Here is a 20,183-nt window from a genome sequence, read left to right on the forward strand (position 1 = left end):
CCCGTCTGTTGAGCAGACGGGGCCGAACTTTGTCAGCCTGTTGTTTCTGGTAGTTCTGGTGGCCCTGGTGGTCAGCGCCTATGGGCGCTTCTGCGGTACGGAAGGACGGTCCCCGTGACGGAGGCAGCTGAGCTTCCCCCTGCGCCCGAGCAGGCTCGTGAGGTGTTCGGCGATCGCTTCGAGGATGCGGTCCGGTACGCCGAACTGCTCGCCGACGCGGGTGTGCAGCGTGGTCTGATCGGTCCACGTGAAGTGCCGCGCCTGTGGGAGCGGCACCTGCTGAACTGCGCGGTGCTCTCCGAGGTCGTGCCCGAAGGAGTCACCGTCTGCGACGTCGGCTCCGGCGCCGGCCTCCCGGGCATCCCCCTGGCCCTCGTTCGCGAGGACATCAAGATCACCCTCCTCGAACCGCTGCTCCGCCGTACGAACTTCCTCACCGAGGTCGTCGAACTGCTGGGCCTCGACCACGTGACCGTCATGCGCGGCCGTGCCGAGGAGGTCATGGGCAAGCTCCCGCCGGTCCACGTGGTGACGGCCCGCGCCGTGGCCCCTCTGGACCGGTTGGCAGCCTGGGGCATCCCCCTGCTGCGCCCCTACGGCGAGATGCTGGCCCTCAAGGGCGACACGGCCGAGGAGGAGCTGAAGAGTGCCGCCACTGCGTTGAGCAAGCTCGGTGCGGTGGAGACATCCATCCTCCAAGTGGGCGAGGGTCTGGTGGACCCGCTCTCCACCGTGGTGCGGGTCGAGGTCGGCGAAAGCCCCGGCGGCGTCCGCTTCGCGGCCAAGCGGGCCAAGGCCGCCCGCACTGGACGGACACGGCGACGCCGCTGACGACCGCCGGCGGCGAGCGGAGTCGCTGATCCGTCCTGACGCCGAGACGTACTCCACACAAGGTGCCAAACCTCCGCATGCCGGAGTGTCGCGACAGTTCGGCCTCGGCGGCTGTGCATCGTGTTTCACGTGAAACGTCGCTCACTGCTGCACGGCATCATCGGTCGCGGCCGCGCCGCGGCCGAACCCCGCGACCCCAAGCCTCTCGGCGCACTGAGAGAGGGTACGGAGTTGTCCACAGAGGTGGATTTCTCCACAGAACAACAGGCCTCACTGGTTCACGACCCCGAAGGCATGGGAGGCTCTGTTCATTGCGAGCCTGAAGTCGAGGAGAGTGAATCGTTGCGGTCCGACGCCAACATCGCGGGACCGATGACCGATCCGGTCCCCGGTCCCCGTACCGAGTCGTTGGGGGCGGATGTTTCACGTGAAACACCACCCCCCATGGACGACACTCCCATCGGTCGTGCTGCCCAACTGGCGGTGGAGGCTCTGGGCCGTGCCGGCGAGGGCCTGCCGCGGCCCGAGCAGACCCGAATCATGGTGGTCGCCAACCAGAAGGGCGGCGTGGGCAAGACGACGACAACCGTTAATATCGCCGCCTCGCTGGCTCTGCACGGAGCCCGTGTACTGGTGGTCGACCTCGATCCACAGGGCAATGCGTCCACGGCGCTGGGGATCGACCATCACGCGGAAGTTCCCTCTATCTACGACGTGTTGGTCGAGAGCCGGCCTCTCGCCGAGGTCGTCCAGCCTGTTCCCGATGTCGAGGGTCTCTTCTGCGCCCCCGCCACGATCGATCTCGCCGGTGCGGAGATCGAGTTGGTCTCCCTGGTGGCGCGGGAGAGCAGACTGCAACGGGCGATCCAGGCCTACGAGCAGCCGTTGGACTACATCCTCATCGACTGTCCGCCCTCGCTCGGACTGCTGACGGTCAATGCGATGGTCGCCGGTGCGGAGGTGCTCATCCCGATCCAGTGCGAGTACTACGCGCTGGAGGGGCTCGGACAACTGCTCCGCAACGTCGACCTGGTCCGGGGCCACCTCAACCCGGACCTGCACGTGTCGACCATCCTGCTCACCATGTACGACGGCCGGACGCGTCTCGCGTCCCAGGTCGCCGACGAGGTGCGCAGCCACTTCGGTGACGAGGTGCTCCGGACGAGCATTCCCCGCTCGGTCCGCATCTCCGAGGCACCGAGCTATGGGCAGACGGTACTGACCTACGATCCCGGATCGAGCGGTGCCCTGTCCTACTTCGAGGCAGCAAGGGAAATCGCGCTGAAGGGCGTCGGTGTCAGCTACGACACGACACACGCCCACATCGGCGCTCAGAGCGACCAGAGCATGGTGGAGGGCGTCCAGTGAGCGAGCGACGGAGGGGTTTGGGCCGTGGGCTCGGCGCACTGATCCCCGCAGCACCGACCGGAGAGAAGACGGTGGCTCCGGCCTCCGTGGGGAGCGTTGCTTCCGCGTCTCCCACAGCCATCCCGGTACTGACGACCGACCGGGGCGTGGCGGCGGCGAAGGTGGCCACGCTGCCGCAGATCGTCTACGAAGCAGATGAGCCGCAACCGAGCAGCGCCGTGGAGACGCCTCCGCCTCCCGTCGGTGCCTACTTCGCCGAGCTGCCCATCGACTCGATCTCGCCCAACCCGCGCCAGCCGCGTGAGGTCTTCGACGAGGACGCCCTCTCGGAACTCGTCACCTCCATCCAGGAGGTCGGTCTCCTCCAGCCCGTCGTCGTGCGACAGCTCGACACGGGACGCTACGAACTCATCATGGGTGAGCGGCGCTGGCGGGCCTGCCGGGAGGCGGGGCTGGAGGCGATCCCGGCGATCGTGCGGGCCACGGACGACGAGAAGCTTCTCCTGGACGCTCTCCTGGAGAACCTGCACAGGGCGCAGCTGAACCCACTGGAAGAGGCGGCCGCCTACGACCAGCTTCTGAAGGACTTCAACTGCACCCACGACCAGCTCGCGGACCGCATCGGACGTTCCCGCCCGCAGGTCTCCAACACGCTGCGTCTGCTGCGGCTCTCGCCTGCGGTACAGCGCCGTGTCGCCGCGGGAGTGCTCTCCGCCGGTCATGCGCGGGCGCTGCTCTCCGTCGACGACTCGGAGGAGCAGGACCGCCTCGCCCACCGGATCGTCGCCGAGGGTCTTTCCGTGCGGGCCGTCGAGGAGATCGTGACGCTGATGGGTTCGCGGCCGCAGACCGCTCAGCGTTCCAAGGGACCGAGGGCAGGCGCTCTGGTCTCCCCGGCGCTGACTGATCTCGCCACACGTCTCTCGGACCGCTTCGAGACCCGGGTCAAGGTCGACCTGGGCCAGAAGAAGGGCAAGATCACCGTCGAGTTCGCCTCGATGGAGGATCTTGAGCGCATCCTGGGTTCGCTCGCTCCGGGCGAGGGCCCGGTCCTGCAGAGGAGTCTGCTGGACGACGACTCGGACGAGGACGAGGGCTGACCGCCTGCTCTGACGTGCGGGATTTTCTCCACGGAGGAGTGCGGGGCGAGCCGTGTCCGGTGTGTACCGGATCACGGCTCGCTCTTTGCTTTCAGGCGGTATCGACGGAATCCGATCGTGGATACGATGCGAACAGGTATGGCGCATCCACCTGGCAGCACCTCTGAAGGAGAGGCGGGGGCCATGCGAACGGTGAGCCGCACCGGACTGGTGAGCGCAGGTCTGGGCCTGGGCGTGGTCGGCGGGTTCGTCGGCTCGCTGCTCAGGGAACGGAGCGCTCTGACTGCCGCTCGCGACGCGGCGGGCGTAGAAAGCGAGGAGCAGCCTTCATGGGGCGTCGGCTCGTACCGCTCACGCTGGACAACCTTCAGGACGTTCCCGAGCGTTGCCGGACGTGTGTCTTCTGGGAGCTGGACCCCGTCCGCGGCCAGGCCGCAGTAAAGGGGGGCACTGCCGCACTGGAGAAGGAAGCCTGGATCTCCGCCGTCCTCCTGGACTGGGGGTCCTGCGGCCGGGTCGTCTACGTCGACGACGTGCCGGCGGGCTTTGTGCTTTACGCGCCGCCCGCCTATGTCCCCCGTTCCACGGCCTTTCCCACGAGCCCTGTCTCGCCGGATGCCGTGCAGCTGATGACCTCGTTCATCATGCCGGGCTATCAAGGGCAAGGGCTGGGGCGGGTGTTGGTACAGACGGTCGCCAAGGATCTGCTGCGACGGGGCTTCAAGGCGATCGAGGCCTTCGGGGACGCCCGCTGGAAAGAGCCCGCTTGCGTGCTGCCGGCCGATCACCTTCTTGCTGTGGGCTTCAAGACGGTCCGTCCCCATCCCACGTACCCGAGACTGCGGCTGGAGCTGCGGACGACGCTCTCCTGGAAGGAAGACGTGGAGTTGGCGCTTGATCGGCTACTGGGAGCCGTCCAGAAGGAACCGGCGCTGCGACCGCTCTAGCGGTCAGGTTGGTGAGGGACACCCAAACGAATGGGCCGGCCCATGAGGGCCGGCCCATCGATGTTTCACGTGAAACATCACTCGGCGATGAAGTCCTCAAGGTCGCGGACGATCGCGGCCTTCGGCTTGGCGCCGACGATGGTCTTGGCGACCTCGCCACCCTGGTACACGTTCAGAGTTGGGATCGACATGACGCCGTACTTGGCCGCCGTACCGGGGTTCTCGTCGATGTTGAGCTTGACGACCTCGATCTTGTCGCCGTACTCGGCGGCGATGGCCTCCAGGGACGGGGCGATCTGGCGGCACGGACCGCACCAGGCGGCCCAGAAGTCCACCAGTACGGGCTTGTCGTTCTTGAGGACGTCCTCATCGAAGGAAGCGTCGGTCACATTCTTCAGCGTGCCGGCCACGGCGGGCTCCTTAACTCGATCGTGCGGTGGGGCGGATGGGGGTCAGACGGTGGTCTTCTCGGGCTCTGCCTCCTCCCCGTCCGCGAGGGCGGCGAGGAAGCGCTCCGCGTCCAGAGCGGCGGAGCAGCCCGTCCCGGCGGCGGTGATCGCCTGACGGTAGGTGTGGTCGACCACGTCACCGGCGCCGAAGACACCGGTGAGGTTGGTCCGCGTCGAGGGCGCCTGAACCTTCAGGTATCCCTCCTCGTCCAGGTCGAGCTGGCCCTTGAAGAGTTCCGTGCGGGGGTCGTGGCCGATCGCGATGAACAGACCCGTCACCGGGAGGTCGGAGAGCTCCCCGGTCTTGAGGTTGCGCAGCTTGAGGCCGGCGAGCTTGGGGTCGCCCTCGATCTCGGCGACCTCACTGTCCCAGACGAACTTGATCTTCGGGTCGGCGAAGGCGCGCTCCTGCATCGCCTTGGAGGCCCGAAGGGTCTCTCGACGGTGGACGATGGTCACGGACTTGGCGAAGCGGGAGAGGAAGGTCGCCTCTTCCATCGCCGTGTCGCCACCACCGATGACGGCGATGTCCTGGTCCTTGAAGAAGAATCCGTCACAGGTCGCGCACCAGGAGACTCCCCGGCCGGAGAGGGTGTCCTCGTTCGGCAGGCCCAACTTCCGGTGCTGCGAACCGGTGGTGACGATGACAGCCTTCGCCCTGTGTACCGTGCCCGCGGTGTCCGTGACGGTCTTGATCTCACCGGCCAGGTCGACGGAGACAATGTCGTCCGGGATGAGCTCGGCGCCGAAACGCTCGGCCTGAGCACGCATGTTGTCCATGAGGTCGGGGCCCATGATGCCGTCCTGGAACCCAGGGAAGTTCTCCACCTCAGTGGTGTTCATCAGCGCGCCGCCTGCGGTGACGGCGCCCTCGAACACCAGCGGCTTCAGCGACGCGCGCGCGGTGTAGAGCGCCGCCGTGTAGCCGGCGGGCCCGGAGCCGATGATGATCACGTTTCGGACGTCGCTCACGGCTGGATTCCTCGTCTCTGGACTGCGTCAGTACGACCGGTGGGAGCCCTTCTCAGAACCCTCACCCCACCCAACGGATCCTACGGGGCGCGCATTCCCGGTGTGTCCGGGCACACGAAGAGGCCTCACCGTACGTAAGTGCCGCACTGGGTGGAGAGGTAGAGGGTTCGCGCTCAGGGGTGCGCGTAGGACTGTTTCAGAAGGACCTTGCCGGGGGTGGACGTCTGCCCGCCCACGCAGCTCGAATCGACGACGTAGGCCGTGACTCGGGTGGAGTCGGAGACGTCGGGGAGGACCACCAGATAGGCGGCCGTCCCGTTGTAGGTGCCTTGCTTGGCGCCGAGGACGTCGTCGTTGCCGCGGTTGATGCCCTGCCGGATGCAGGCGGGGATCGAAGCGGACGGCTGGATCAGGGTCTGCGGCTTCTTTGACGTGGAACCGGAGCCGTCCGGCTCGGATTCGGCGTTCCACGGCTTCTCGCTGCCGGAGCTGCTTTCGGAGCTGCCGTCGGACGGCTTCTTCGAGGCGAGGAGACCCGCGACCTGGCTCTCCAACTGCCCCTTGCCGAAGGAGTCTGCCGAACTGGTCAACGTCCCGTGCGCCGTGGTGTCGGACGAGGTGTGGTCGGTGAGGGACTGGAGAAGCAGGGTGCCGGCGCCCAGCACGGCGGCGGTGAACACGGCCCCGAGGACGACCGTCCTCCGGCGTCCTGCGCGATGGTGATCCTTGCGTCCGGGACCGGTCGCCGCAGGAGAGCGTCCCGCCGGTCGGTCCGCGAGCGCCGATGTTTCACGTGAAACATGTGCCTCATCGGAATCTGCGTGCGCCCCGGAGTCGGAGGCGTGCACGAAGGCCGGCGGCTGCACGGACAAGGAGGGGGAGGAACTCGACAGGGCTTCAGCAGTGAGGACGGCGTCGATACGGTCCGCGACATCGGCGGGCATCCGGGTGGCGCCCGGAAGGGTACCGAGCAGATCCCGGATTTCCTCCAGCGAGGTGTGGACGTCTGCGCAGAGTTCGCACGCGCCCAGATGCCGTCGTAGGTCCGCTGCCCGGGACGGCGGGAGGAGCCCTTCGGTGAGGTCGGAGATCTCCGCGACGTCCGGGTGCCCGGCTGTATCTGTCGTGGTTGTCACGCTCGCCCACCTCCGCCCTGCACAGCAGCTGGATCGCTCGGTCCTGCCTGTCCGGAACCCTCGTCACGTGGTACCGCTGCCGGTGGGACGGATGCCCCCGGCGGCCGGTTCCGTCCGGGGTCGGGGGCGTCGCCCGCACCGGTCCTTTCCGGCCGGAGGTGGGTCAGCAGCGGCAGCAGTCTGGCTCTGCCCCGTGCACAGCGGCTCTTGACCGTCCCGGTCGGCACGCCGAGGACCAGGGCGGCCTCGGCGACGGGGTAGCCCTGCATGTCGACCAGGACGAGGGCGGCACGTTGGTCGGGCGGGAGGGTGCCGAGGGCCTCCAGCAACTGGCGGTGCAGATCGTTGCGTTCCGCGGGAGCGGCGGCCGACTCGTGGGGCTCCAGGAGCTGTTCGAGGCGCTCGGTGTCGTCGACCGGCGAGGTCTTCCGGGAAGCTGTCTTGCGGGCGCGGTCCAGGCAGGCGTTCACCGTGATCCGGTGCAGCCAGGTCGTGACGGCCGACTGGCCGCGGAACGTGTGGGCGGCCCGATAGGCGGAGACGAGGGCGTCCTGGACGGCGTCAGCGGCCTCCTCGCGGTCCCCCAGCGTGCGCAGGGCGACCGCCCAGAGTCGGTCCCGGTGCCGTCGTACGAGCTCACCGAAGGCGTCCGGGTCGCCTTCGACATGACGGGCGAGCAGGTCCTGATCGCTCGGGCCGTCATGTCCGGCGCCTTCCGCCATCGAGCCCCCTCCCCCTCCGGTGAGACGTCAGCCCATGAACTTCACGTCGGTGATGGCCTGCTTGTATCCGGCGCCGCTGTACTGGTCGCCGGCCGCGTGCGGCAGAGCGGTGAGCCAGACGAGAACGTACTGGCTCTTCACCGACTTGGTGGCCTTCAGCGTCGCGGTGGTTCCGGTCGTCGTCACCTCGCCGATCTCCGTCATCGAGTCCATCGACACCGGCGCCAGGGAGTCCGCCGCGTAGAGCTTCACCGTGGTGTGATCGCCGCCGTAGTAGAGCCCTATGGTCGCGGTGGACACGTCCCGGGCCGAGCCGAGGTCATAGACGATGCCCACACCCGGCTTGTACGGCGCGAGTACGGGGCCTCCCAGGAAGCTGGAGGTCCGCCAGTACGTCGAGGTGTTTCCGTCGTACGTCTTGCCCACGTCGCCGGGGTGCTGGGCGTCGCCCTTCGCCACATACTCCTTGGCGTCCTGGACGGTGAGCGACTTGAGCGGTTTGATCTTGCCGCCGTTCTTGTCGTTGCCGTCCGTCGTCTTGGTGTGCGTGGTGTCGTCGGACTTGTTGCCCTGGTCCATGAGGGCGTCTGCCAGCTGCCAGCTGCCCAGGCCGAGGGCGGCGATCAGCAGCGCGGACACGGCCCACTTCAGGGCCTTGCCGGTACGGCTCTGCAACGGAGGCGGCGGCGACGGCACCGGCTGGGTGACACCGGATCCCGTCGGCGGACGGCCGTACGTGCCCTGCTGATAGGTCGTGCGCTGGTACTCGGGCGGAGCGGTGAACGCCGGCTCCGGCGGACGGATGCGGGGCATCTCGCCGATCGCCTTCACCAGCTCCTCCGGCGTGGTGCACGCGGCCTCGTGACGCGATGCGGTGGCACCGTCGTTGGCGAGCGCGCGCATGGCCAGCTCGGACAGCCCGCGGTGGACACCGGCACGCACCTGGTCGGGCGCGATCAGACCGACGTCCTTGGGCAGCCCCGACAGACCGTAGGCATCGTCCTCGTACGGCCAGCGCTGGGTCAGCGCCGCGTACAGCAGGGCGCCGATGGCCTCGGTGTCGGTGCGCTGCGGAGTCTCCGAACTGACTCCGCGGAGGGCCGCGTTGACGGCGAGACCACGGATACGCCACTGACCGGACGACGTACGAAGGACGGCGTTCGGATTGAGCCGCAGATGGGCGAGGCCCTCGCGGTGCGCGGCGGCCATCGCGGCGGCGACCTGACTGACCATCTGGTAGGCCTCGTGCACCTCCAGCGGGCCGGCGGCCAGAAGCGCCGTCAGTTCCGTGGCGTCGGGCAGCCATTCGTGCACGACGTAGACGAGGTCGTTCTCCTCCACCGCGTCCAGTACCTGGACGAAGCGGGGATCACCCAGCAGCGCGGAGGAACGCGCCGCTGCCAGTACGGAACGGGCCCGCGTGTGGTCCGCGGGCAGGATGTGGACGCCGACGGCACGGCGGAGTTTCTCGTCCACCGCTCGCCAGCTGCTGAATCCGTCCAGACGGGTGACGCATTCCTCAAGGCGGTAGCGTCTGGCGAGTTTGTGCCCGCTGTGCAGTTCGGGAGGTGCGGTCCTGCCCGCTTCCTCGGTTCCGCCGCTCCCCTGTGCCTCGTTGCTGTCCGTGTCCCGCTCCGGGTTCTGGGCCACCCCGTCGGCCGTGGACTGGTCCGCCTTGGCGGTCAGCGGCTCGTCGCCACTGTTGTCTGCCACGTCGACGGCAGCCGTGCTCCGTTCCGCCACCGCCGTTCCTGCCTCCCCATCCGTTGCACGCTGTCCGACGCCGAAACCAATTGTGCCCACAGTCTGCCGCTGTGCACGACACACGGCGGCCAACGATGGTTGTGTGCGTACCCCCGACTCAGCGTCCCAGGCGCCCGCGCACCATACCGACGAGGGAGTTGAGCTCCTCGATGCGCATGCGGCGGGCCGCGACGTAGAAGACTCCGAGCAGTACCGCTCCGCCGGCCAGGAGAGCGGCGAACGAGCCGACGACGCCCTGGCCGAGCGTGTGGCCGATCCCGTAGCAAGCCGCGCCGGCGAGCAGCGCGGCCGGCACCGACGCGATGCTGAGACGCGCGTACGTCCGCATCACCCGGGGGCCGTCCAGGTCGCCGTTGAGCCGCTTGCGGAGGCGGTTCCAGGCGACGCCGACACCGATCGCGTAGGCGAGACCGTAGGAGGCGGCCATGCCCACCACGGCCCAGCGGGCCGGGAGGAGCAGGTAGCAGACCACCGAGGCGCCGGCGTTGACCGCGGCGACGATGACGGTGTTGTAGAAGGGCGTCCGGGTGTCCTCGTAGGCGTAGAAGGCACGCAGGACGACGTACTGCACGGAGTACGGGATCAGGCCGAGGGCGAAGGCCATCAGCATGAGGCCCATGTTGGTGGCCGGCCGGGTGCCGGAGGAGCCGAAGATCAGCGTGCACAGCGGGATGCCGAGGGCGAGCAGACCGAAGGCGATGGGCACGATCGCGACGGCAGTGGTGCGCAGCCCCTGGGAGATGTCGTCGCGGACCGCGCCGCCGTCGCCCTCCGCGGCCGAGCGCGAGATACGCGGCAGCAGCGCCGCCATCAGGGAGACGGTGATGATCGCCTGCGGCAGGCCCCAGATCAACTGGGCGTTGGCGTAGGCCGCGAAGCCGGTGCCGTCGACGGGTGAGTTCTTGCCGGCGGCGGTGGAGAGCTGGGTCACCACGATCGCGCCGGCCTGGTTGGCGAGGACGAACAGGACGGTCCACTTGGCGAGTGTCGCGGCCTTGCCGAGGCCGTGGCCCTTCCAGTCGAACCGCAGCCGCAGCCGGAATCCCGTCTCCCGCAGATACGGGATCATGGCGAGCGCCTGGACGACCAGGCCGAGCAGTACGCCCACGCCGAGGAGCCGCTGGCCCTCCGGCGGGATCGTCCCGACCTTCATGCCGGAGTGCGCCGCCGTGCCGTAGACCCAGATGAACGCGCCGAGCGACACGATGATGACGACGTTGTTCAGGACCGGGGTCCACATCATCGCGCCGAACTTGCCGCGCGCGTTGAGGATCTGACCCATCACCACGTGGATGCCCATGAAGAAGATGGAGGGCAGGAAGTAGCGGGCGAAGGTGACACTCACCCCGTTGGCCACCGGGTCGCCGGCGACGGGATCGGAGAGCAGGCGGATCAGGACCGGTGCCGCGAAGACGCCGAGCACGGTGAGAACGCCGAGCGCCACCATGACCAGGGTCAGCAGCCGGTTGGCGAACGCCTCACCGCCGTCGTCGTCCTCCTTCATGGCCCGTACGAGCTGGGGCACGAAGACGGAGTTGAGGCCGCCGCCGACGGTCAGGATGTAGATCATCGTCGGCAGCTGGTAGGCGATCTGGAAGGTGTCGCCGAGCAGGCCGACGCCGAGCGCGGAGACGATCAGCGCCGAGCGGACGAAGCCGGTGAGGCGGGAGACCATCGTCCCCGCCGCCATCACGGCACTGGACTGGAGCAGGCCCGAGGTACGGCCGCCCTTCTTCGCAGCGGGCGGCGCCACCGCCGCCGTGGGGGTCAGCTGCATCGTGGCGTCGGACATCGGCTCCCGGGGGGTCCCGCGGGAAGTTGGCCCCGAGGAGGGCGCCGGCGACGGGCCGGGAACCGCGGGCTCCATCGGCGGACGCGGGCCGCTCTGCTGCTGGTCGCGGAAGAGATGCGCGAAGGCGTCCGGCTCGTGGTACTCCTCGCCGGCCTGGGTCACCAGGTCGTCCACGCCCACGAACTGGGTCGTACGGGGGTCGTCGCCGTACGGCAGATACCGCGTCGGGCCCTCCGGCTCGGGCGCCGGGGTCTGCGCCCACACGCGCGGGTCGGGGGTGTACTGCGACGCGGACGGCTGGGCGTAGAGGGGCTGCTGCGGCGGGTACGTGCCGGGGGGCGGCGGGGGATGCGCGGCACGGTCGTACAGCGCCTCGGCGACCGGGTCCTGGGCGGAGAGGTCGTGGTCCCGGTAGGGGTCCTGGTCGTAGGCGTCCTGGAGGTACATGTCCGCGGGAGACTGCGGCGGCACCTGGTCGTGTCCGGGCGGCGGACCCTCGGCGTGGCCCGAGCTGCCCGCGCCCTGACCGCGGTCACCGTCGTACGGCGCGTTCATGGTTACCCCACCTCATCGTCCCCGGGCCCACCGGCCACGACATCGCTCAACGGTCCACTCTCTCACCCGTGCCGGACGGGTCGGCGCTTTCCGGTGCGGTGTCCGGTGTCGGGTCACTCGGGTGCTCCGGCTCGTCCGCCCGGGACGGAGCGCTTGTCCCGTCCTTGAGACGGTCCTCGGGGCCACCGGGGTTCTCCGGGCCTTCGGGTTCTTCCTGCGACCGGTCGGAGCCGTCGGACCCGTCCGGGCCGTCCTCCTCGGCCTGCCGGGCGGCAGCACGCTTGCGGTGCGTGTACATCCGGAAGCCGGCGAGGACGAGCAGCAGCACTCCGCCGCCGATCACCAGCATCACGGTGGGCGTGACCTCGGTGACCTTCACGTCGAACCGTACGGGCTGCCCGTACTCCTGGCCGTCCTGCGTGTACAGCTGGGCGACGACAGAGACCCGGCCGTTGGCATTGGCCGACGTGCTGAACTTCACGGACTGGCTGTGGCCGCCGGAGACCGCCACGGGCTGCTCAGCGTAGGCCTTGCCGCCGATCTTCAGCCGCGTGGGGCTTGTCGAGGTGAGCCGCAGCATCAGCCGGCCGACGCCCTGCACCAGGTTGTTCTGCACGGTCACGGGGATCGTGGCGCTGCGGCCGGAGAGCTTGGTCTCCGACTTGTCGATCAGCCGGACCTGGCCGGTGAGGTCGTCGAGGTAGGCCAGCACGCTCCGGCGGAAGCTCTCGGCCTCGCCCGCTCGGCCGCGCCAGGACGTCGCCATCTCCCGGTTCACGGCCCGCCCGAAGGGGGTCACCACCCGGGACTCGTCGGTGAGGATCACCCGGAAGTTGTCGAGCTTGTCCTGGGTGCTCGCGATGTCCTGGAAGGCCGTCCTCGACAGTTCCTGCTTGCGCAGCGAGGAGGGGTACGAGGAGGTCGAGGGGACCCTCGTGGTGGCACCCGGGTCCGGCTTGGCCCTGGCGGCGGCGGCGAGGTCCTGGGACTGGCTCCAGGTGCCGTCCTGGAGGGTGGTGAGCGCCTCCGCCATGGCATGGGCCTGAGCGCCGGTCGGCATCCGCTGCGGGGCGATCACGATGGTGCGCTGTCTGTCCGTCTGGAGGTCGAGCGAAAGGCTCTGGGCCAGGAATCTCTGCTCGGCCAGCGTGGCGGCTCCGGCCTTCGTCAGATCGCCCTCGAAAGCCGTGGACAGCCGGGCGTCGGCGACCACCGCGGTCGTGCCGCCGCCGATGGGGCGAGCCGCCGAGGGCGTGTAGGACAGACCGCCGGCCTCCTGGAGGCTGTCGCTGCGCGCGATCACCTTGTCGGCGCCGGCGGAGGTGGCGACCTTGATGATCGAGGGGTCGACCGCGCCGTCGACGGGCCAGGCGAAGTCGGTGCTCGGCTTCACGTGGAGGATCGTCTCGACCGTGCTGGCGGCGACGTCCGTGGCGTCCTTGATGTGGCTGAGGGAGCCGGTGACGCTGGTGCCGTTGTGGGCGAGCGAGGCGAGGTCGGGGTCGGCGAAGGGTAGGGCGACGACCTCCTTGTCCTCGACCGCCGACTGCAGCTCGGCCAGCCACGTCTTGGCCACGGCCTGGTGGGTGCCCGCCGTGACCGTGTCGCCGGCTCCGCGGATCTTGTAGCTGTGCGTCATCGCGTCGACGGAGGCGAGCAGGTCCGGGTCGATCACCCAGGTGACGTCGAGATCCTTGGCCAGCGACAGCATCTCGTCCAGACGGCCGCCCGGAGCGATCTCCTTGGCGAGGTCGTCGTTGAGGAAGACCGGCGTCTGCTGCTCGTTCGATCCGGTCTCCGCCGTCAGGTGGACGTCGGAGACGAGCGGCCACAGCATCGTCGTCCGCGTCTTCGTGTCAGCGTCGGAAGGCTGCCACGGCAGGTACGTCCGCTGGATACCCAGAACCTGGTCCCATGGCTGCGCGGAGGTCTTCCCGGAGAGGGCGACGCCGAACTGGTACACCCCGTCCTCGCCGAGGTCGAGCTTGTCGACCGGCACCGAGATGCTGAAGTCCTCGGCGACACCCGGGGTGAGCTTGGCGAACTCCTGCACGTACTTGCCGCCCACCACCGAGCCCTCGGCCCCCGGGACGTAGCCGGTGCGCGTGGAGACGCTGTCGATCGCCGAGCGGGTGTCGAGCACCGGCCCCACGAGCAGATCGAGGTGGGCGTCGGTGACTGCCTGCTTGCCGTTGTCGGTCACCGTGCCGGAGACGGTCAGGGTGTCCCCGTCCGTCGGGACGCTCGGGGTGAGGGTGTCGAGCGAGACCGCCACCGTGCGCGAGCCGGAGGCGGCCTTCGCGGACGTCTGGACGGAGGCCGGCGTCGTAGCCGCGGCGGGCAACTGCAGGAAGCCGGTCAGCAGTGGCACCCCGGCGAGCAGTGCGCCGGTGCGCCGCAGCCACCGGCGGGCAGGTGAGGGACGTGTCCCCTGGAAGTCTGCCGCCTCGGCCACGCGCTCGCCCGTCCCTCGTCGTCGTCAGTGGTCGTCGCAATGTGCGTCCACGCATGGTAACGATGCCCGCTGAGGGGAAGTGCCGCGGACTGCTCCGCAAGATCGGGAAACGCGATCCGCGCGCCCCGTATATGCGCGTATCAAGGGACGCGATGGTCTACGTCACAAGCACATGCCTTGTCCGGGTATCAGGGCAGGTGTCCGTGGACGTTTAATGGAGGCGCCGGGGGCTGCCCGGGCCACGTACCCTTTTCTGTTGTGCCGAACGCCAACGAAGACACCCCCGATTCCTCCCCTGGGCCGCTGCTCGTGGCCCCTGTCGCCGAGGACCTCGCCCACCGCTTCCAGGCGGCCGGGTTCGCGCTCGCCCTGGTCGGCGGCTCGGTCCGGGACGCGCTGCTGGGCCGGCTGGGGAACGACCTGGACTTCACGACCGACGCCCGTCCCGAGGACGTGCTGAAGATCGTCCGGCCGTGGGCGGACGCCGTGTGGGAGGTCGGGATCGCCTTCGGGACAGTGGGGGCGCAGAAGGACGGTTTCCAGGTCGAGGTGACCACCTATCGCGCGGAGGCGTACGACCGGACCTCACGCAAGCCCGAGGTGTCGTACGGCGACTCCATCGAGGAAGACCTCGTCCGCCGGGACTTCACCGTGAACGCGATGGCGGTGGCACTCCCCGCCAACGAGTTCATCGACCCGCACGGTGGCCTGGACGACCTGGCGGCACGGGTGCTGCGCACGCCGGGCACTCCCGAGGCGTCCTTCTCGGACGATCCCCTGCGGATGATGCGGGCCGCGCGTTTCGCGGCTCAGCTCGACTTCGAGGTGGCCCCCGAGGTCGTCACGGCGATGACAGAGATGGCCGGACGGATCGAGATCGTCTCCGCCGAGCGGGTCCGGGACGAGCTGAACAAGCTCATCCTCTCCGCCCACCCGCGCAAGGGACTGACGTTGCTCGTCGAGACCGGGCTCGCCGACCACGTGCTGCCCGAGCTTCCCGCGCTGCGCCTGGAGAGCGACGAGCACCACAGGCACAAGGACGTCTACGAGCACACCCTGATCGTCCTGGAGCAGGCCATCGCACTGGAGGAGAACGGCCCCGACCTCGCCCTCCGCCTGGCCGCGCTGCTGCACGACATCGGCAAGCCGCGCACCCGCCGTTTCGAGAAGGACGGCAGGGTCTCGTTCCACCACCACGAGGTGGTCGGCGCGAAGATGACCAAGAAGCGCATGACGGCCCTCAAGTACTCCAACGAGCTGGTGAAGGACGTCTCCCGCCTAGTCGAACTCCACCTGCGCTTTCACGGCTACGGCACCGGCGAGTGGACGGATTCGGCGGTCCGTCGCTATGTCCGTGACGCGGGACCGCTGCTCGACCGCCTGCACAAGCTGACCCGCTCGGACTGCACCACCCGGAACAAGCGCAGAGCTGCCGCCCTGTCCCGGGCGTACGACGGCTTGGAGGAACGCATCGGCCAGCTCCAGGAGCAGGAGGAGCTGGACTCGATCCGTCCCGACCTCGACGGCAACCAGATCATGGAGATCCTGGGCGTCGCTCCCGGTCCGGCTATCGGTCGCGCGTACAAGTTCCTGCTGGAGCTGCGGCTGGAGAACGGCCCGATGGAGCAGGACGCGGCCGCTGCCGCCCTCAAGGAGTGGTGGACCGCGGAAGGCTGAGGTCACGTCACGGGAGGACATGTTTCACGTGAAACATGTCCTCGTACGGCACAGGATCAGGGCGGTGTTTCACGTGAAACACCGCCCTCTCAGCGACTGGCGGCGCTACTTCGAGGATGAGTAGTCCTCAAGGCAGAGAGTGAAGGAGTTGCTGTCCTTGCTCTCCGTGTACTCGGAGTACTTGGTCCGGTCGCAGCTGGCGCTGGTGCCGCTCTTCTTCTGGACGACCTTGTACTGAGCCTTCGAGGAACCGCAGTCCACCACTTCAAGGTCCGGGTTGGTGGCGCTGCTGCTGCCGCGGTGCATGCAGTCGCCGACCTTCGCCGTGTCGGCGTCGTCCCGGTTGGCTATGTAGCCGCCGATGGCCACACCAAGGGCGATCACGACGACGACGATGGTCCGGATGACCTTGAAGCTGATCTTGCGCTTCGGTGCGACGGGCGGCGCGTACGGACCGGCGCCCTGGGGCGGGAAGCCGGGCTGACCGGGCTGGCCGGGCTGCGGTGCGTAGGCGGGGTGCTGCGGGTAGCCGCCCTGGGGCGGGTAGGGCGCCTGGCCCTGCGGCGGAGCGTAGGGCTGCTGGCCCTGGCCGAACGGATTCTGGCCCGGAGGCGGCGGAGTGGTCACTGGGGTCCCCCTGGAATTCGAACGTGTGACGCGCACAAGGCGCGAAATAAGACGCCCGTAAGTTATCCGCCCTCACTGACAACGCCGCCCCTGGACGAGTTGTTGTGTCTCTCATGTGACCCTCGCCGAAGCTCGAAGCGAGTCATACCGATAGCAACCGCCGCATAGGTGAAGGCGACCGTGCTGACCAGTACCACCGAGCGGCCGTCCGAAGGCAGCACCAGGGCGGACACCGCTGCCGCGCCGACGAAAGCCACGTTGAACGCCACGTCGTAGAGGGAGAAGATCCGGCCGCGGAAACCGTCCTCCACCGAGGACTGGACGACCGTGTCCGTGGCGATCTTCGCACCCTGTGTGGTCAGCCCCAGGACGAAGGCGGACGCCAGCAGCGGGACGGTCGTGAACGGCAGGCCGAGCGCCGGTTCCAGGAGTGCGGCGGCAGCGGCGCACACGGCGATCCAGCGGCCGGGACCGAGCCGGTCCGCGCTCCACGGGGTCACCACGGCCGCCGCGAAGAAACCGGCCCCGGAGACCCCCAACGCCAGTCCCAGCAGCCGCAGTCCGTCCCCCGGGGTCGAGGACAGGGCGTACCGGCAGAGCATCAGCAGCATGACCGTCAGGGCGCCGTAGCAGAACCGCATCAGGGTCATCGCGGCGAGCGCCCGGGCCGCCTCCCTGCGTGGGGGTGCGGCCAGGTGTCGTACGGCCGCCGTCAGGGCCCGGGCGGTGCCGGCGAGTGCCGTGGAGAGTCGGGGGTGTAGCAACGCCCTTTCGGGACCGAGCAGTTCGGGGGCGAGCGTCAGGGAGGTGAGGGCCGCGCACAGGTACAGGACGGACCCCAGAAGCACCACGGCGGCGTCTGAGTCGGAGACCAGCAGACGAACGACGAAGGCGAGGCCGCCGCCCGCGGTCGCGGCGAGCGTTCCGGCCGTCGGGGAAAGGGAGTTGGCGATCACCAGGTGCCCGTCGTCGACCACCCGGGGGAGCGCGGCGGACAGTCCCGCGAGGACGAAGCGGTTGACGGCCGTGACGCTCAGCGCGGAGACGTAGAAGAGCTGTCCCGGGACGTGACTCGCCATCAGAGCGGCCGTCAGGGCGGTCAGCAGGGCGCGCAGCAGATTGCCGTGAAGGAAGACCTGCCGGCGGCGCCAGCGGTCGAGGAGGACGCCGGCGAAGGGGCCGATCAGGGAGTACGGGAGGAGTAGTACCGCCATCGCGGAGGCGATCGCGGCGGCGGATGTCTGTTTCTCCGGGGAGAAGACGACGTACGCGGCGAGCGCGACCTGGTAGACGCCGTCGGCGCCCTGGGAGAGCAGACGTACGCCGAGCAGACGTCGGAAGTCGCGGACACGCAGAAGAGCGCGCAGGTCACGCACGACAGCCATGGGCACAGCCTCACATACGGGGAGGGTCCCCGAGCGGATGCCCGGGGACCCTCCACGCACGCATCAGGGGAGCGTCTAGCGCTCGACCTCACCCTTGATGAACTTCTCGACGTTGGCGTAGGCCTCGTCGTCGAAGTACTGGACCGGCGGGGACTTCATGAAGTAGCTCGACGCGGAGAGGATCGGGCCGCCGATGCCGCGATCCTTGGCGATCTTCGCGGCGCGCAGCGCGTCGATGATGACACCAGCGGAGTTCGGGGAGTCCCAGACCTCCAGCTTGTACTCCAGGTTCAGCGGGACATCGCCGAAGGCACGGCCCTCGAGGCGGACGTAGGCCCACTTGCGGTCGTCGAGCCAGGCCACGTAGTCCGAGGGACCGATATGGACGTTGTTCTCGCCCAGGTCGCGGTCGCGGATCTGCGAGGTGACGGCCTGCGTCTTCGAGATCTTCTTGGACTCCAGGCGGTCGCGCTCGAGCATGTTCTTGAAGTCCATGTTGCCGCCGACGTTGAGCTGCATCGTGCGCTCAAGGCGGACACCGCGGTCCTCGAACAGCTTCGCCATCACACGGTGCGTGATGGTGGCGCCGACCTGCGACTTGATGTCGTCGCCGATGATCGGGACGCCCGCCTCGGTGAACTTGTCCGCCCACTCCTTGGTGCCGGCGATGAAGACCGGAAGGGCGTTGACGAAGGCGACCTTGGCGTCGATGGCGCACTGGGCGTAGAACTTCGCCGCGTCCTCGGAACCGACGGGCAGGTAGCAGACGAGGACGTCGACCTGGCGGTCCTTGAGGATCTGGACGATGTCGACCGGGGTCTCCTCGGACTCCTCGATCGTCATGCGGTAGTACTTGCCCAGCCCGTCGAGGGTGTGCCCACGCTGGACCGTGATGCCCTTGTTCGGGACGTCGCAGATCTTGATGGTGTTGTTCTCGCTGGCACCGATGGCGTCGGAGAGGTCGAGGCCGACCTTCTTCGCGTCGACGTCGAAGGCGGCGACGAACTCGACGTCACCGACGTGGTACTCGCCGAACTGGACGTGCATCAGACCCGGGACCTTGGCCGCCGGGTCGGCGTCCTTGTAGTACTCGACGCCCTGTACCAGTGAGGCGGCGCAGTTGCCCACGCCGACGATGGCTACGCGAACCGAACCCATTCCGGTTGCTCCCTGTGTGTGCGAGGTGAGGCCCTGACTGGACCTCATGTGGTGGTTCCGTCGGACGGATCCGGCTCGGGGGTGCCCCCGAGCCGGGGCAGGCCGCCCGACTCCCCGGATGTGCTGTCCTGCTGAGCGGAGCCTTCGGGACCTTTCAGATCCCGTCCGACCCGCTCGCTCTCGATGAGCTCGTTCAGCCAGCGCACTTCGCGCTCCACGGACTCCATTCCGTGGCGCTGGAGCTCAAGGGTGTAGTCGTCGAGGCGCTCCCGGGTCCGAGCCAGGGAGGAGCGCATCTTCTCCAGACGCTCCTCCAGCCGGCTGCGGCGGCCCTCCAGTACGCGCATGCGTACGTCGCGTGACGTCTGCCCGAAGAAGGCGAAGCGAGCGGCGAAGTGTTCGTCCTCGTACGCGTCGGGACCCGTCTGCGAGAGCAGCTCCTCGAAGTGCTCCTTACCTTCCGCCGTCAACCGGTAGACGATTTTGGCGCGACGCCCCGCGAGTGTGGCGGTGAGGGCGTCCTCGGGAGTGTTCCCCGCTTCTTCGATCAACCAGCCGTTGGTGACCAGCGTCTTGAGGCAGGGGTAGAGCGTTCCGTAGCTGAAAGCACGGAACACACCCAGTGACGTGTTGAGTCGTTTGCGCAGCTCGTAGCCGTGCATCGGGGACTCGCGGAGCAGGCCGAGTACGGCGAACTCAAGGATGCCGGAACGCCGGCTCATGGTCGCCTCCTCTCTGCCCCGGTCGGGCCGTGACGGTCTTTATGCCGAGCTGATGTATCGACTCGATACATCCAGACGATAGAACGGCCTTCCGGTTGGGACAAGTGGGAAGAGAGTGAACGGCGTCACATCGCCGATTCGTTGGAACCAAGTTGCCTGGTTTGAGGTGAACTTCGGGGCTGGGCGGGTTTTGACGGTGCGTAGTCTGTGCGGCATGCACACCACCGGGAACCACGTGACGCGTGGGGGCGTCACCGTCCTCGGTGCGGTACGGATGAATGCGAAACCGACCACATCCGTACTTCGGGGGGACCGGAAACCAGCCGCCGTTTCCAGGCGCGCATCGGTGCGCCTGCCCGAGGAGTAATCGTTCGATGAGCGAGCACCGTCGCAAACCGCCGCCGCCGCAGGGAGGCGGACGTGCCGCGGCCCGACGCGGCCAGCCCGGCCCGTCCTCCGGCCGCCGCGCGGCACCGCGAGGCGCCACCGGGTCTCCTTCCGACTCCTACGAGTCGGGCCCCGC

Annotated in this window: 16 protein-coding genes; 5 read left to right on the forward strand and 11 right to left on the reverse strand. The window is 68.6% G+C overall.

Annotated elements, in window-relative coordinates; translation table 11 throughout:
• Positions 1-114 precede the first annotated feature (114 nt).
• The 4 genes from rsmG to ABZT12_RS02870 all read left to right on the forward strand — a co-directional run bounded on the left by rsmG (position 115) and on the right by ABZT12_RS02870 (position 4,246).
• Complete coding sequence (gene rsmG / locus ABZT12_RS02855; RefSeq protein ID WP_356376160.1) at positions 115-831, forward strand: 16S rRNA (guanine(527)-N(7))-methyltransferase RsmG; 717 nt, start codon at positions 115-117, stop codon at positions 829-831.
• 294 nt (positions 832-1,125) lie between these two features.
• Positions 1,126-2,199 carry a ParA family protein gene (locus ABZT12_RS02860; protein WP_356376703.1) on the forward strand — a complete coding sequence of 358 codons (1,074 nt, stop codon included), beginning with the start codon at positions 1,126-1,128 and terminating at the stop codon, positions 2,197-2,199.
• Complete coding sequence (locus ABZT12_RS02865) at positions 2,196-3,299, forward strand: ParB/RepB/Spo0J family partition protein (protein WP_356376163.1); 1,104 nt, start codon at positions 2,196-2,198, stop codon at positions 3,297-3,299. Before ABZT12_RS02860 ends, ABZT12_RS02865 begins: the two co-directional genes overlap by 4 nt.
• 329 nt (positions 3,300-3,628) lie before the next feature.
• Positions 3,629-4,246 carry a GNAT family N-acetyltransferase gene (locus ABZT12_RS02870; protein ID WP_356376166.1) on the forward strand — a complete coding sequence of 206 codons (618 nt, stop codon included), beginning with the start codon at positions 3,629-3,631 and terminating at the stop codon, positions 4,244-4,246.
• Between the two features lie 77 nt (positions 4,247-4,323).
• Here the strand turns inward: ABZT12_RS02870 and trxA are convergent, their stop codons facing one another.
• The 7 genes from trxA to ABZT12_RS02905 all read right to left on the reverse strand — a co-directional run bounded on the left by trxA (position 4,324) and on the right by ABZT12_RS02905 (position 14,091).
• A complete protein-coding gene (gene trxA, locus ABZT12_RS02875) occupies positions 4,324-4,656 on the reverse strand; it encodes a thioredoxin (RefSeq protein ID WP_356376169.1) in 333 nt (110 codons plus the stop codon).
• 42 nt (positions 4,657-4,698) lie between these two features.
• Entirely contained in the window at positions 4,699-5,667 is a 969-nt protein-coding gene (gene trxB, locus ABZT12_RS02880; protein WP_356376173.1) for a thioredoxin-disulfide reductase, read from the reverse strand.
• A 173-nt stretch (positions 5,668-5,840) separates the two neighbouring features.
• On the reverse strand, positions 5,841-6,347 hold the full coding sequence (locus ABZT12_RS02885) for a hypothetical protein (protein ID WP_356376175.1): 507 nt from the start codon (positions 6,345-6,347) through the stop codon (positions 5,841-5,843).
• Between the two features lie 452 nt (positions 6,348-6,799).
• Positions 6,800-7,525: an RNA polymerase sigma factor SigM gene (gene sigM / locus ABZT12_RS02890; protein WP_356376177.1), complete on the reverse strand. Its 726-nt coding sequence runs from the start codon at positions 7,523-7,525 to the stop codon at positions 6,800-6,802.
• Positions 7,526-7,552: 27 nt separating this feature from the next.
• Positions 7,553-9,268: a protein kinase family protein gene (locus ABZT12_RS02895; protein WP_356376179.1), complete on the reverse strand. Its 1,716-nt coding sequence runs from the start codon at positions 9,266-9,268 to the stop codon at positions 7,553-7,555.
• Positions 9,269-9,386: 118 nt separating this feature from the next.
• Positions 9,387-11,636, reverse strand: coding sequence for a murein biosynthesis integral membrane protein MurJ (gene murJ, locus ABZT12_RS02900; RefSeq protein WP_356376181.1), 2,250 nt, complete (start codon positions 11,634-11,636; stop codon positions 9,387-9,389).
• A 46-nt stretch (positions 11,637-11,682) separates the two neighbouring features.
• On the reverse strand, positions 11,683-14,091 hold the full coding sequence (locus tag ABZT12_RS02905) for a DUF6049 family protein (protein ID WP_356376183.1): 2,409 nt from the start codon (positions 14,089-14,091) through the stop codon (positions 11,683-11,685).
• A gap of 258 nt (positions 14,092-14,349) precedes the next feature.
• On the opposite strand from ABZT12_RS02905, the gene ABZT12_RS02910 reads away from it, so the two are divergent.
• Positions 14,350-15,768, forward strand: coding sequence for a CCA tRNA nucleotidyltransferase (locus ABZT12_RS02910; RefSeq protein WP_356376185.1), 1,419 nt, complete (start codon positions 14,350-14,352; stop codon positions 15,766-15,768).
• Positions 15,769-15,873: 105 nt separating this feature from the next.
• Here the strand turns inward: ABZT12_RS02910 and ABZT12_RS02915 are convergent, their stop codons facing one another.
• The 4 genes from ABZT12_RS02915 to ABZT12_RS02930 all read right to left on the reverse strand — a co-directional run bounded on the left by ABZT12_RS02915 (position 15,874) and on the right by ABZT12_RS02930 (position 19,660).
• Entirely contained in the window at positions 15,874-16,395 is a 522-nt protein-coding gene (locus tag ABZT12_RS02915; protein WP_356376187.1) for a hypothetical protein, read from the reverse strand.
• Positions 16,396-16,457: 62 nt separating this feature from the next.
• Complete coding sequence (locus ABZT12_RS02920) at positions 16,458-17,780, reverse strand: MFS transporter (protein ID WP_356376191.1); 1,323 nt, start codon at positions 17,778-17,780, stop codon at positions 16,458-16,460.
• Between the two features lie 75 nt (positions 17,781-17,855).
• On the reverse strand, positions 17,856-18,938 hold the full coding sequence (locus ABZT12_RS02925; RefSeq protein ID WP_356376194.1) for an inositol-3-phosphate synthase: 1,083 nt from the start codon (positions 18,936-18,938) through the stop codon (positions 17,856-17,858).
• A gap of 44 nt (positions 18,939-18,982) precedes the next feature.
• Positions 18,983-19,660, reverse strand: coding sequence for a PadR family transcriptional regulator (locus ABZT12_RS02930; protein WP_356376197.1), 678 nt, complete (start codon positions 19,658-19,660; stop codon positions 18,983-18,985).
• Positions 19,661-20,183: the final 523 nt, after the last annotated feature.

This window comes from Streptomyces sp. NPDC005423 (assembly GCF_040606415.1).
In the GTDB taxonomy this organism is placed as follows: domain Bacteria; phylum Actinomycetota; class Actinomycetes; order Streptomycetales; family Streptomycetaceae; genus Streptomyces.